A 13,827-nucleotide genomic window follows, 5' to 3' on the forward strand; every position below is an offset into this window, starting at 1 on the left:
GAAGAAATATCTGATAAAATATTGAAGGTGCCAGGACGTTAATACATATTGTGATTAGGGAGACTAGCGAAGAGAATGAACCCAAAAAAGATTTTATTAATTGAAGACGAAGACTCTATACGTGATTTGCTTGCGTATATCCTTCGCAAAGAAGGATATGTAACCAAAGAAGCGGCTACAGGAACACAGGGGCTGGAGATTCTTCAGAATTTTAAACCGGATATGCTTCTGCTGGACCTGATGTTGCCGGACATGAGCGGCTTTGATATTTGTAAACAAGTTTCTTTGAATTCCGCGATCCCGGTTATCATGATTACAGCAAAGTCTGATACCATGGATAAAATTCTGGGCATGGAAATTGGAGCCGATGATTATATTACCAAACCATTTGATAGTAGAGAAGTGATAGCCCGGATAAGGGCGATTTTTCGCAGAATTGAATTAATTGAAGGTGCATTGGAGAACGACACCAGTGAAATCATCCATTTGGAGTCAGAGGTGCTGATTCACAGAGGGAGAAGAGAAGTACTGAAACGCGGGATAAAAGTCGGGCTCACTAATAAGGAGTATGATCTTTTGTTATTTTTTGCAGAGCATAAGGATAGAGTATTTAGCAGATTCGACCTTTTAGATAAGGTGTGGGGCTTTGATTTTGCAGGAGATACCAGGACGGTGGATATTCACGTGCAAAGAATCCGTAAAAAGTTGGATGAGGAGCACAACTTGTCCATGATAGAGACGGTATTCGGGATCGGATACAAGCTGGTATCGAGGTGAAAAATGAAATTTCCAATTCAATTTAAACTGGTGGTTGTTTTTTCAATTATTATTTTTGTAGGTCTTTCAGCAATGCTGTTTGTGTCCTACAGAGTTACGGAACAAAATATGTACCGGATTATTAATGAGGATATGATTAATACGAAAACAAATTTGGATATTTATATTAATCAATATTTTCTTGTACATAAAAAGAGGATGAGCAAAGAATCATTAATCTCGGAAAAAAACAGGCTCTCACAGGAATTAACAGCTGGAATTGGCGGTCCTGTGACGATTTTTTATTTGACTGGAGACAAAAGCCAGGTTGAATCTGCCCTGTCTCAAACCACCTATACGATTAACAGGCTGGACCGTCAAGTTATTGTCACGTTGTCCTCTCCAATTCTTCTGAAGCAGTCAACTATTGGGTTGCTGAAATATCAGAAAGATTACAGCCAGCTCTATCAGAGGAATACCCGTTTTCAATCGATTATTAAAATGTTTGCTGCTCTAATTTTCAGTTTTATCTTTATTGCCTCCATCTTTATTTCCAGAAAAATTACGAAGCCGATCCGGGAATTGACCGAAGGTTCCAATGAAGTCACTTTAGGGAATTTCGACATTGATATTACCATCTCGTCGCGGGATGAGATTGGTGAGTTAGCCCGGCGTTTTCAGATCATGATCAACCACATCAAAAATCAGATCGGAATTATTAAACAGGAACGGGATGAAGTGAGGCAAACCCAGGCCAAAAGCAAGGTGTTTTTTGACAATGTTACACATGAACTGAAGACACCCTTAACGACCATTCTCGGATATGCACAAATTGTAAAGGAGAACGGATTTACAGATGCTCCTTTTTTTGAGAAAGGCCTTAATTATATTATCAATGAAAGTCAGCGGCTGAATCAAACGGTCGTTGACATTCTGCAGCTATCCCAATCGGCAGCATTAAATACCGCGTATCGCTTCGAAAATGTCGACTTGTCGGATATTCTTAAAGAAGCATGTGAAGATATGCAGATAAAAGCCAGAAAATATAATATTGATATTCATTTCGAGCTTCAAGAAGGACTTATTGTTCTAGGGGACCGGGATAAACTGAAAGAAGTCTTTCTCAATTTACTGGACAACTCTGTTAAATACGGTTACGTAAACTCTATGATCCAAGTGAAATCACTCAAAGATGGAGCATTTGCAGTAGTCAAGGTCAAGGATGAAGGTGAGGGGATTCCAGCAGAACATCTCAATCATGTCTTTGAACCATTCTACAGGGGAAAAGGAATACTCCCAAGGAGAAGGGGAGTGCCGGGCTGGGGCTGGCCATTGTAAAGAATATTGTCGATGACCACGGTGGATCAATTGACCTGAGGAGTACTTTTAACGAGGGTACAGAAACCAAAATCAGCTTGCCGGGGGATTGGAAATGAAGAACGGGAGTTTAACGGGGAATTTCCGGCAGTACATAATCTTGAGTCTGTTGCTGCTTGCATTTATTTTGGGATTCTATGGACTGGGCGGCATCTATGCCCTGAGCAGTATTAGCTCTAGAACGGTGGTTTTGGAAAACAGTGAGTTCAATACAAGTCTTACCTCAAGAGTTCCTGAGATTTTCGAGATAAAAGGGGTAACCAAGCTGACCAATGATTTTCCCATTTATGATCTTCAAGTGCTTGACCACAATAATGTTATTTTTCAAGTACCAGACACCAACTCTTTCAGTGATGCGAAAATAGCAGAATTGCATCTGGATAATAATCAATTGTCTGATATTGCTGAGAATGCTGGATATGGAATGATTTTGACTCCCGATGCAAAACAGCTTATTTATACGAAAGCAGAAAATATAGACGGGAACTCAAAAATATATATGTATAACCTAGAGTTGAAAAAGGAGACCAAACAGATTGGGAATTATTTATCCTATTACCAGCTATTTATTGATAATGAACGCTACTTTGGCTTTACCGGGAGTGAATTTACGCTGAATAATGTCACAACGAGTAAAGTTCAGCAGTTGTTATCGTATGATCAATTGCTGCAATTATTAGCAGATGCTAGTGGTTCAAGTAATCTGAAAGGAATCACAATTATTGCAGAGCTTACCCAAAAGGCGAACCAGGATGAGGTGTACCTTTTAGCGGATATTAATAATAAATCAGTGATATTTGCGCTGAATTTGAACAATACGAACAAGGTAAAATTAGTGGCGCAAGGTGAACAGATTGGTCAATTTTTGGTGATGAAGAACGGGAATCTCTTGGTTCAGGGGAAAATAGAGAATAAGGATGGGCTTTTTCTGTACAACCAAGGAACTGGAAAGTATAAGCTTTTACAGGAAGGCTTCATTACAAATCTTGCATTACATTCCGATGAAAGCCGAATCGCCTATTTTTTAGTGAACAGTAATCAAATGAGTGATTTGCATACGGTTAATTTGGATAATGAAAGCCTGAATTCAGATACGGTGATCTATCGAAACATCCCTTCTGTACAAACGATGAAATGGTATCAGGACGATCTATTCATTAGCGGTAGCCAGTTAAATAAAAGTGAGATTTACCGGTTTACATTTTAAATACGGCAATAGCCTATAGACCAGCGTATACTTTTATGCTGGTCTTATTTTTGTATATGAAACAATTTACAACTCGGATACAGCTCTGTTAAAAGCACGACACAACCATCTTTTATACTGTGGATAACAAAATGTTATTCATTATGGAAAAGGAGCTTTTAAGATGCTGCGAGTAGAGAAATTGTCACATGCTTTTAGTAATAGTACGGAGATCGTACCGGTGCTGCATCAAGTCAGCTTTCAAGTAAAGCCGGGAGAGATGGTCGCTCTACTAGGGAGTTCAGGATCGGGTAAATCAACCATGTTGAATCTTATGGCAGGCTTAATGAAACCGACAGAAGGCCAAATTTATATTGCAGGACAGGATATTGTAAAGATGAGCGAGAATAGGCTGGCCGAATTCCGGCGTGGACATATCGGGTTTGTTTTTCAGTCCTATGAATTGATCGCGACAATGACGGTAATCGAAAACGTGCAATTACCTCTTGTATTTCAATCGGTACGTCCCTCCGTGCGCCGGAAGAAGGCGCTTGCCCTACTGGAGGAAGTAGGACTTCCGGATAAATCAAATCTTTTTCCTTCACAGTTGTCGGGTGGACAACAGCAGCGCGTTAGTATAGCAAGGTCGCTGATTACAGAACCTTCCATCATTTTTGCTGATGAACCGACCGGAAATTTGGATACCAAAACAGAGGAAGAAATCATTGGCATCCTGCAGCGCTTAAACAAGGCTAAGAATACAACCTTTGTCATTGTAACGCATGAGGCTGAGGTTGCGGAACAAATGCAGAGCATAATTACACTGCGCAACGGATATCTGGTGACCGGACAAGAGCATATGAAAGAAGATTTGTCGTCAAGGAGGGAGGCTTAGTGCGGATCAGCGACATCACAAGCTTGGCCTGGGATCAAATCAAAAGACGCAAAGTAGTAACTTCATTGTGCATGACAGGTATATCTATAGGTTGTGCTTCCTTGATAGTAGCCATGAGTATAGGCGAATCTGCACAGCAATTCTCATTAGATCAGATGAACAGGAACTTCAAGATGAATGAAATCACCGTTAAACCTAATGCAGGGATAGCTATAAAAAGCAGCGCCAAGTCTGAAAAAGGAAACTTCGACCGGGGGAGGCTGACCGAACAAAAGGTAGAGATTATTAAGAAGCTCCAGCATGTTACAGCAGTTGCACCTTTTATGGAGGTCCAAAACCTGGAAATGATCACGATTGACAACAAGAGTACATATGTAGAGGTCATTGGTACGGATCTCCGATCGCTCACCGGTTTTGACAAAACCTTCCTGAAGGGGGGGCCTTCAGACGCGGTAGGAACGGTCGTATTAAACTCTGGAGCGACTCTTGGCTTGATGGATGCCGAAACGGTCAAAATAATGATGGAGAGGTTACAAGGAGATCCTTTTAATGATAGTTTGATCCGGCAATTTAATATAATGGAAAGGGCACCTGCAAATTTATTTCAGCAGCAGGTTCAATATCAGTACTACGATATGGGGTCCAATAAAAGCATAACCAGTTCCTCACTTCGCGTGGCTGGAATCTTAAAGCAGCCACGCGGAGTTCGTGCGGAGGAAGCTGCATATGATAAGAAGGCCTATGTTTCGATAGAAACCGCACAATTACTTTCAGAACAGCTCCGGTTAAGAGGAGATTCCTCAGAATTGAAGGGCTACGATTCGCTTTTGGTTAGGGTGGATAATCAGGATTATGTGAAGCAGGTAGAAGCGCAAATTCAAAAATTAATTTTAACTACAGAAACAAACTTGTTCCATCAAGTAGAGGTAAATGAGAAATTCAACATGATCAAGAAGATGGCCCTTGGAATAGGTTTGTTTATTCTTGTGATTGCTTCTATATCCATCATTGTTGCGATGACGATGTCGACTCATCAGCGGCGCAGACAGATCGGGATTATGAAGGTTCTGGGATCTAATTTATGGCAAATCCGAAATTTGTTTATCGCGGAAGCTGCATTGCTTGGATTGCTCGGCGGGGTAATCGGGGTGTTAATTTCTTATTTATCCTTATCAGGAGTAAATGAGCTGCTTACAACACCATCTGTAATACCCCTTGGAGCGTCAATGACGGGAATGACAATTGTGCTATCTTCAAAAAGTATCCCGCTAGGTATTGCATTTGCAGTAATGACGGGTGTGATATCGGGGATATATCCGGCAATTAGTGCTTCCAATACTAATGCTCTGGTTGCGATCAAGAAAGACTAGGCTTAGCTATGCTCCGCCAGCTGCACCTCAAAGCCGTCCGGGTCCAGGATGTAAAAGAACCGCAGATGGGGGTTCGGCGTGACCGGCCCGCGCGCTGCGGGGATGCCCCGGCTTTTCAAGTACTCTATGGCCTCATCCAGCGATTTCACTTCAAACCCGATAGAAACACCGCATTCTGGCTTCACAGCCTGGTCATTTGCCTGAATAAGCTCGATCTTGGGCTGCTCCGCCGTGCCTAACATAACTATCTGTCTTCCTCTGCTCTCAAATCTGCGTTCAATCGGAAGCCCCAGTATGCCGTGATAGAAATTTAGGGAAGCCTCCAGATCGCGCACTCTGAGGGTAATCCAATTCAGGCTCAATATCATGATTTCACATCCCCGTTCAGTTCATTTAATCCAAACAACCCCTGGGCTGCTAAAAGCACGGGGGTTGTGCTATTTCTTCCTCAGGTAATGGAGGCTTCATAAATGGCCTCAGTGGATTGTGCGAGCAATGCATTGAATTCTTCGTCTGTTTGCTGGTCGCTTAGCCCTTGGGATAAAGCGCGGGAGAAGCTGGCGATCAGCCCGTGGTTATGGGCGAGCTTGTCGTTGGCTTCCGCTTGCGTATAACCGCCGGACAGAGCCACCACCCGTACCACATGCGGGTCTTGGATTAAATCGCTGTAGAAATTATCTTCGGACGGGATGGACAGCTTCAGCATGACTTTTACGTCTTTGCCAAGAGCGGATAACCGAGTGGAGATTTCCTGTTTTAGAAGCCGCTCGGCTTGTCCTTTATCTGCCATGTGAATATCCACTTCCGGCTCGATTATCGGCACCAGGCCATAGGCGGCGATTTGCATCGCGACAGCAAACTGCTGTTCGACAACTTTTTGGATGCCGGCGGGATTCGCTTCCTTGATTAGGGACCGCATCTTGGTCCCGAAAATATTTTTTTGCACGGCGCGCTTCAGGAGCTCATCCAATCCGGGGATGGGCTTCATGAGCTGAACCCCGTTCTCAGGCCCGGCCAGACCTTGATCGATTTTCAAAAAAGGCACAATGCCTTTCTGCTCCCAGAGATAATCGGCGGTGAATTGGCCGTCAATGGAGCGGTCCATCGTGTTCTCAAAAAGAATAGCACCCAAAATGTGACTGGAATTAAACGCCGGGCTCTTAATAATACGTGTTCTCATCTCATGCACCAGTTCAAACATCTCTTCTTCATTGGAATAGCGGTCTTCCTGAATACCGTATTGCAGCAGCGCTTTGGGAGTGCTTCCGCCGCTTTGATCCAAAGCCGCGATAAAGCCTTTCCCCGTGTGAATCCGGTCCAATTGTTTCGTATTCATGGATATGTCCCCTTTCCTTCCGTAAAGTGAATGACAGCTGTCTCAATCATGTATAGTTTAGTTAGAAAAAACGAACAATGCAAACTAGACGAAAAGACAGGGAAGCCAAACAGGTTAGGGAAGGTGGATTCATATGAGTATTGATTTGATCTGCACGATAGGTCCGGCCAGTTCTTCTCCTGCTGTCCTCAAGGAATTGCTGCGGGGTGGAATGACAACCGCCCGGCTCAATATGTCACACGGGAGCCATGAGGAGCATGGGCGGGTCATTGAAGCTGTGCGGGCAGCCGCCGCCGAAACGGGACAGCCCGTAAGGATTATGGGGGACTTGCAGGGACCGAAAATCCGTCTGAAGAGCATCCAAGGGGACGCGGTTACATTAGAAGAGGGTCAGACGTTTATCCTTGAACAGTCAGATGAGCCGGGAAGCCGGGAGCGCGCTGCGCTCGATAATCCCGGTGTGATGGAGGATATTTTACAAGGAGCCGCTATCTTAATCAATGACGGGGAAGTCAAGCTTGAGGTGACGGACAAGCACCCGCAAAGGATCACAACAAGGGTAATCGTCGGTGGCATGATCGGCAGCCGAAAAGGGGTTAATCTTCCGGGGAACCTAATCCGCCTGCCGGCCATTACGGAGAAAGACAAACAGGATCTTCAGTTCCTGCTGGAGCATCATGTGGATTGGATCGCTTGTTCTTTTATCCGTGAGGCCTCGCATCTGCAAGAAATTCGCGAGTATGTATCCCTGCTGGGGAAATACAGCCAACCGGGGCTCATTTCCAAGATCGAAACCATTCAAGCCGTCCGTAACTTTCCAGCCATCATGGAGGCGTCTGACGGAATCATGATTGCGCGCGGAGATCTGGGTGTGGAGCTGCCTTTTGAGCGAATCCCGTTCATTCAGAAAACGCTGCTCCGCGAGTGCAGTCTATCCAAGACCTATGTAATTACAGCTACCCAAATGCTGCAATCCATGGTGGAGCATCCGGTTCCGACACGAGCAGAGGTAACAGATATCTCTCAGGCTGTTCTGGACGGGAGCGATGGCGTGATGCTGTCAGCGGAAAGCTCGGTCGGACAGTATCCGGTGCGAAGCACGCAGGTCCTGAATACGGTTGCCCAATTTGCGGAGAACATGCGCGAGCAGGGGAGAGCGGTATTTCTTTGGAAGAGCTATGCGCGGATGCCCCTTTTGATAAGGCGTTTAAGAAGGTAGCTATCTATAACCGGGCGGATTAATTTGGGTCACAGATAGAACGACAGAAATGCCTTTTTTGCCGTTTCGGGAGCTGAGTGGCTTTTTATTTGGTTTCAATCGTGGTATAGTGCAAGCCTTCTATTGTTCAATCAGTATAGCATATTATGGTAAGTTAGAGGGAACGAATATTCCCCTGATCATTAGAGTCTTGTTTTAAGAATAGTAGAAGCATTGAAAGGCCCTGGGACGCATCCCAAGGCTTTTTTTCCTCATATAGGAAATTATGCAATGTAAAAAAGTGTGGATATCTTGGAAGCCTCACAGGATATAAGCGATGCAGAAGGATTGGGCTCCATCCGCGGACTGAAGCGGACAGAGGAGCCCTTATTTTGCCAAAAACCTTGCTTTTTCAGCAGTTACGGACTCAGGAGCCGTTATATCGTTCGATCGAGCCTGGAATAAAGGGGGAAGGGACAAATAAAGGCTTCTCTGAATTAGACTAAAAAGTGGATACGGGAACCCCCCATAGAGCAGCCCCTTTTGCTCTCTTTTTCTAGACAGACAAGTTACACCTGCGAAATCGGATAATACAGATTGCATTCGCAGTACTGCTTGTTGCATCTGGCGTAATTGATCAGCTCGAAGCTGAATTTTTCCTTCAGGTCAAATTGTACGGTGGGCATCCATGTTTCAAAGATGTACTTCCAGATGGTACTTAAGGACTTGGAATTAATCTCTTCGGGCCGGTGGGGGCCCATATAGGTGAACACACCGTACCTGTGGGGAACAACATGCTTGACTGACATATCCGGCGGAACGATGCTGCTCTGATTAATTTCGACGGACGGCTGGTACCAGGTATAGCCCTCAAACGGTTCCGGAACGGTGGTATATCCGATATAAATATCTTTGTTAACCGGATTGATGATTCTTGGCCGGTCCTTATAAAAGAAGGCGACACCCAGCCGGTTGGCCGTCTGATTTGCCATGTTGTCATTTACATCCACCTGATAGTCAAGCCCGGCAATCGAAAAGGGGGGCAGTACGCTCGTGGAATGGAAATAGACAAGACCTTCTCCCGCCCGGTGCAGAAAATCGGCATTAAACCGGTCCATGATCTGCAGTGGAGTGGGACTCCGCCGCCATTTGGCCGGGCTGATGTTGAATTCCTCCTTGAACACTCTGCTATAAGTGCGTTCGCAGCCAAAAGAGTATTTGGAGGAAATAAACTCAATGCTGTTCCGTTCATGGATCAGATCTCCAAGCGACAATGCGATCCGCCTTCTGCGCACGTACTCCATCAGGCCTGTGGCAGTGGCCCCTTTCCAGATGCGGAGTAAATGGAATTTGGAGATATTCACCTGCTCTGAGATACGGTCCAGGCTTAGTTCCTCCAGCAGATGGTCTTCGATAAATTCTGTAGTCTGGTTGATCGTTTCCAGGAGATGAAGTTCCATAATCGCTCCTTTGTGCTGAACTTGTGCCGGATAACCCAGCAATTTTTGTCCGGTTCTTTAAGCCGCAGTGTAGTATGATTCTACCATAAACGGAAAATCTGAAAAGGAAATTTTTATAGAAGAAGGAGGAGTGCAGGAGGGATGGACAATGTACAGCAGGCAGAGCTGAGAGCACGATACATAGCCGCACAGGACAGCTTTATCTCCAAGGTCAGCAGTGATCCGAATGTGATAGCCCTTATTGTCAGCGGAAGTCTGGCCTATGATGTGATCTGGGAGAAAAGCGATATTGACATGACCATGATCGTCAGGGACCAGCCTCTTACTACTACAACCTATTGTATCGATGAGGACGGGATTCTGATCAATGTGTATCTTGTGGTCCGCAGTACGTTCAAACGGGGGATGGAGCGGGCGCTCGGCGGGTCTTTTTCCCAATCCTACTATTCCAAAGGGAAGATGGTGTATTCGACGGATGACAGTCTGATCGAATATTTCGAAGACCTCAAGACAGCCGGCAGTGATGATATTGCAATTTCAGCGCTCTACATTGCCAGTGAACTGGTGCATTTGCGCGACAAGGCCCGGAAGTGGCTGACGGTAAGAAAGGATCTTCTCTATGCGCAGTATTACTTGTTAAAAGCGGCTGAATCAGTTGCTCATATGGAGCTCTGCATCCACGGGGAAGCCATATCCAGGGAAGCCATCCAGAGAGCCCAGACGCTGAACCCGGAGGTTCTTGTTCCGTTCTATCAGGAGGCGATGTCCCATCATATGAGTGCAGAAGAAATAGAGAGCGGATTAGAACGGCTGGACCAGGTGCTGGAGCGTCATCTCCCGGTTTTTTCAAAGCCGGTCATTGAGTTCATGCGGGATGAAGAGATCAAAACCGTAACGCTGATCAATAAGCATTTCCACGTACAGAGTGACCAGTTGCTTGGCATTATGGACTATCTGGTCCAGCAAGGCATCCTTGAAAAGGTGACCCAGACGATTCGGATTACACCCAAAAGCAAGCGGGCCGTAGAGGAAGCTGGTTATTTGTATATTCCTTAACACGAGTGCAGAAAGGAGCTTCAGCATGTCAGTAAGAACGACTATCGAGATAGCCGGAGCCAAGCAGAATAACCTGAAGAACATTTCCGTTGAAATTCCGCGGGACCAATTAACAGTGATCACAGGAGTGTCCGGCTCAGGGAAATCTTCGCTTGCTTTTGACGTCATTTACGGAGAGGGGCAAAGGCGGTTTCTGGACTCTATCTCAACCTTCGCCAAGAGCCGAATCAGCCAGCTAAAAAAAGCAAAGGTCGACTATGTTCGCGGCCTATCCCCGGTAATCGCGATTGAACAGAAAAAAAGCAATAACAATCCGCGTTCCACCGTCGGCACGGTCACGGATATCAACGATTATCTGCGCCTGCTGTACGCTACGGCGGGTGTCGGGAGATGTCCGGAATGCGGCCATTCCCTGAAACAGCTGTCCGCTGCCCAGATCGCCGAGCGGATTTCCTCATTGCCCTCCGGGACAGTGGTAGAGCTGCGGGCTCCCGTCTATAAAGTATTTGGAGAGGAGTACAGCTTCACTTTCCAGCAGTTAAGGGAAAAGGGGTATAAGAATCTGCTGGTGGATGGCGAGCCTTTTTCACTGGCGGAAAAAGAGAACTCGATGAGACCCGGGAATATCACATTGAAATGGTCATTGACCGCTTCCAGCTGAAAAAGGATACCTATATTCAACTGACCAAATCCATTGAAGCCGCAATGCTGGCATTGGAAGAGGATATCATGATCAAAGTGGAGGTTCCGGGAGGCGTGGCCCCGTCCTTCTATCAGGAGTTTGGCTGTCCGGAGCATCATTTCTTCCTGTGTGACATGCAGCCGTTCCATTTTTCCTTCAACTCGCCTGTAAGCGCCTGCCATACCTGCCTTGGGGTAGGGATGTCTTATGTGGTGGAGCCCCGTTTTCTGGTGGTGGCACCGGAAAAAAGCATCAGCAAGGGAGCGCTCAAAAGTACAGTCTTTAACCCTGCGGGCAAGGACAGCTACCGCTCTGTGCTGATGTACAGCCTGTCTCAGAAGTATCATTTCAGCCTGGACACGCCTTTCTGCGATCTTCCGAAGGAGATTCACGATATTCTCTTTTATGGGACCAAAGGCGAGGTTCTCCCCATGCTCCAGCCCCCTAATTCGACCAAGAAGAACTGGATGATCGGACGGGACCGGCCTTTCTGGGGGTTCGTCCATGAAATGGAGAGCTGGTACAAGCATTACATACGGAAGACTTCGACCTCGGAAGCCTTCGAACCGACGTTCATCAAGGATTGTATGATCGAGAAGATCTGCCCGGAATGCAACGGTGCAAGACTCAAAAAACAGCGGCTCCAGGTTACGCTTGGAGAAGAGAATATAGACCAGCTAAGCCGCAAACAGCTGCCGGAGCTGCTTCATTCGCTGGAAACGCTCACGTTCGAAGCTGAGGTTCAGGATGTGGCTTCCTCGATCATTCAAGAGATCCGGACCAGGGTTTCCCTTTTAATTGATATCGGGCTTCACTACATCAGTCTTAACCGGAGAAGCGACAGTATTTCAGGCGGCGAGATGCAGCGGATCAAAATGTCCACCCAGATCAGCAGTGAGCTGATGGGGATGCTGTACGTGATGGATGAACCGAGTATTGGCCTGCACCCCCGGGATTCAAGCCGCGTGATTGATACGATGAAGAAACTGCGGGATATCGGCAATACCGTAATTGTGGTTGAACACGATATGGATACGATTCAGAGTGCAGATCATATTATCGAAATTGGCCCGGGTCCGGGGATTCATGGCGGGCATGTCGTTGCCTGCGGCACAATGGAAGATATAATGAATGAACCCCAGTCTGTAACGGGCCAATATTTATCGGGAAAAGCCCACATCCCTGTTCCAGGGAAGCGCCGAAGTCTGGGAGATGATTTTCTGAGTATTCAGGGCGCCCGGGAGAACAACCTGAAGAATGTGGATCTGGACATTCCATTGGGTGTATTCATTTGTATTACCGGAGTTTCGGGTTCTGGAAAAAGCTCGCTGATCAACGAGATTCTGTTCAAGCAACTGAAGATCGACAAGACGGCTGCGCGGATGGTTGCGGGGGAGCATGATTTTCTGTTTGGCGCGGACCTGCTGAACAATGTCATCAACATCGACCAGACCCCCATTGGAAGGAACAGCAAGTCCAATCCGGCAACCTACATTGGCATTTATGATAAAATCCGGGATCTGTTCGCCTCGCAGCCGGAGGCTGCCGACCGGGGGTACCAGGCGATTGATTTCAGTCTGACCCATGCGGGAGGCACCCGCTGTGAGCAATGTGCCGGAGACGGAGTGATCGTCACCAATCTGCAGTTTATGGCGGACATTGAAACCATCTGCCCGGTGTGTAAGGGACAGCGGTTCTCCGAAGAAGGACTTGAAATTAAGGTCCACGGCAAAAGCATCGCCGATGTGCTGGAGATGACAGTGGAGGAAGCACGTGAGTTCTTCAGTGACCACAAGTATCTGAAGCATAAGCTGGAGATTATGGATGAATTGGGGCTTGGCTATATGCGTCTGGGCCAAAGCTCGACCACGTTGTCCGGCGGAGAGGCGCAGCGGGTCAAGCTGGCCTATGAGCTGTCCAAAATCAAGAGGGGAGCCCGTAACCTGTATATCCTGGACGAGCCTACCACAGGGCTGCACCTGTCGGATATCCAGAAGCTGCTGCTGTCACTGGGCAGGCTGGTGGACAAGGGACATACGGTCATCGTTGTTGAACATCATCTGGACGTCATGAAGTCCGCGGATTATATTATTGACATGGGCCCGGAAGGCGGCCATCAGGGCGGGTATGTTGTGGCTGAAGGCACACCGGAGCAGGTAGCTCAGGTGGAAGCTTCCCATACGGGAAGGTTTCTCCGCACGGTGCTATAGGAGGTTGAAGTGAAGGCTTTACAATATGCTGGCAATGTGCGGGAATGGTGCTGGGATATCTATGATGAGAATGTGTATGGCTCCTACCGGATTTTCCGCGGCGGCAGCAGGGCGGAGGAGGCCAGGGGCTGCGGAGCCACCTGCCGCCGCCGGAGTCACTCTACGTTCCATATTGATGATCTTGGTTTCCGTCTGGCCCGGTCGTTGCGATAATGGGATAATAAAGCAATAGGCAGTTTACCGTTCGAAAAAATAAAAGCTTGAATTGTGGGCTCAAAAATGTTACACTCTTAAACGTGAG

At 46.7% G+C, this 13,827-nt stretch carries 13 protein-coding genes and 1 pseudogene; 11 read left to right on the plus strand and 3 right to left on the minus strand.

Going from position 1 to position 13,827, the window contains the following annotated elements; genetic code table 11:
* The first annotated feature begins 75 nt into the window (after positions 1–75).
* The 6 genes from JI735_RS20720 (at position 76) to JI735_RS20740 (ending at position 5,584) form a co-directional block, all read left to right on the plus strand.
* Positions 76–777 carry a response regulator transcription factor gene (locus tag JI735_RS20720; RefSeq protein ID WP_039834255.1) on the plus strand — a complete coding sequence of 234 codons (702 nt, stop codon included), beginning with the start codon at positions 76–78 and terminating at the stop codon, positions 775–777.
* Positions 778–780: 3 nt separating this feature from the next.
* Entirely contained in the window at positions 781–2,094 is a 1,314-nt protein-coding gene (locus tag JI735_RS37000) for a sensor histidine kinase (protein WP_267918953.1), read from the plus strand.
* 5 nt (positions 2,095–2,099) lie between these two features.
* On the plus strand, positions 2,100–2,192 hold the full coding sequence (locus tag JI735_RS37005) for a hypothetical protein (protein ID WP_267919298.1): 93 nt from the start codon (positions 2,100–2,102) through the stop codon (positions 2,190–2,192).
* The gene (locus JI735_RS20730; RefSeq protein ID WP_039834257.1) at positions 2,189–3,340 is read left to right on the plus strand and encodes a hypothetical protein; all 1,152 of its coding nucleotides are present in this window, start codon (positions 2,189–2,191) and stop codon (positions 3,338–3,340) included. Before JI735_RS37005 ends, JI735_RS20730 begins: the two co-directional genes overlap by 4 nt.
* A 163-nt stretch (positions 3,341–3,503) precedes the next feature.
* Complete coding sequence (locus JI735_RS20735) at positions 3,504–4,214, plus strand: ABC transporter ATP-binding protein (RefSeq protein ID WP_039834259.1); 711 nt, start codon at positions 3,504–3,506, stop codon at positions 4,212–4,214.
* Positions 4,214–5,584: an ABC transporter permease gene (locus JI735_RS20740; protein WP_039834260.1), complete on the plus strand. Its 1,371-nt coding sequence runs from the start codon at positions 4,214–4,216 to the stop codon at positions 5,582–5,584. Before JI735_RS20735 ends, JI735_RS20740 begins: the two co-directional genes overlap by 1 nt.
* A 2-nt stretch (positions 5,585–5,586) precedes the next feature.
* On the opposite strand, the gene JI735_RS20745 is transcribed toward JI735_RS20740, so the two are convergent.
* Positions 5,587–5,952 (minus strand): VOC family protein, encoded by a 366-nt coding sequence (locus JI735_RS20745; RefSeq protein WP_051051650.1) that lies wholly within the window; start codon positions 5,950–5,952, stop codon positions 5,587–5,589.
* 80 nt (positions 5,953–6,032) lie between these two features.
* Positions 6,033–6,920, minus strand: a complete 888-nt coding sequence (locus JI735_RS20750) for a fructose bisphosphate aldolase (RefSeq protein WP_039834261.1) — start codon at positions 6,918–6,920, stop codon at positions 6,033–6,035.
* Positions 6,921–7,053: 133 nt separating this feature from the next.
* Here JI735_RS20750 and pyk point away from each other — a divergent pair, with 133 nt between their 5' ends.
* The gene (gene pyk, locus JI735_RS20755) at positions 7,054–8,139 is read left to right on the plus strand and encodes a pyruvate kinase (RefSeq protein WP_202676381.1); all 1,086 of its coding nucleotides are present in this window, start codon (positions 7,054–7,056) and stop codon (positions 8,137–8,139) included.
* 548 nt (positions 8,140–8,687) lie between these two features.
* On the opposite strand, the gene JI735_RS20760 is transcribed toward pyk, so the two are convergent.
* Positions 8,688–9,578, minus strand: a complete 891-nt coding sequence (locus JI735_RS20760) for an effector binding domain-containing protein (RefSeq protein WP_039834262.1) — start codon at positions 9,576–9,578, stop codon at positions 8,688–8,690.
* 141 nt (positions 9,579–9,719) lie between these two features.
* Between JI735_RS20760 and JI735_RS20765 the strand changes: the two genes are divergently transcribed.
* From JI735_RS20765 to JI735_RS20775, 4 genes and pseudogenes are all read left to right on the plus strand, one after another.
* Positions 9,720–10,634, plus strand: a complete 915-nt coding sequence (locus JI735_RS20765) for a hypothetical protein (RefSeq protein WP_039834263.1) — start codon at positions 9,720–9,722, stop codon at positions 10,632–10,634.
* Positions 10,635–10,659: 25 nt separating this feature from the next.
* Complete coding sequence (locus JI735_RS36115) at positions 10,660–11,295, plus strand: hypothetical protein (protein ID WP_233475987.1); 636 nt, start codon at positions 10,660–10,662, stop codon at positions 11,293–11,295.
* On the plus strand, positions 11,271–13,526 hold the full coding sequence (gene uvrA, locus JI735_RS20770; RefSeq protein WP_233475988.1) for an excinuclease ABC subunit UvrA: 2,256 nt from the start codon (positions 11,271–11,273) through the stop codon (positions 13,524–13,526). Before JI735_RS36115 ends, uvrA begins: the two co-directional genes overlap by 25 nt.
* 30 nt (positions 13,527–13,556) lie before the next feature.
* A pseudogene (locus JI735_RS20775) lies at positions 13,557–13,739 on the plus strand (SUMF1/EgtB/PvdO family nonheme iron enzyme); the annotation flags it as partial.
* Positions 13,740–13,827 lie beyond the last annotated feature (88 nt).

Source organism: Paenibacillus sonchi (assembly GCF_016772475.1).
Lineage (GTDB): Bacteria > Bacillota > Bacilli > Paenibacillales > Paenibacillaceae > Paenibacillus_AQ > Paenibacillus_AQ sonchi.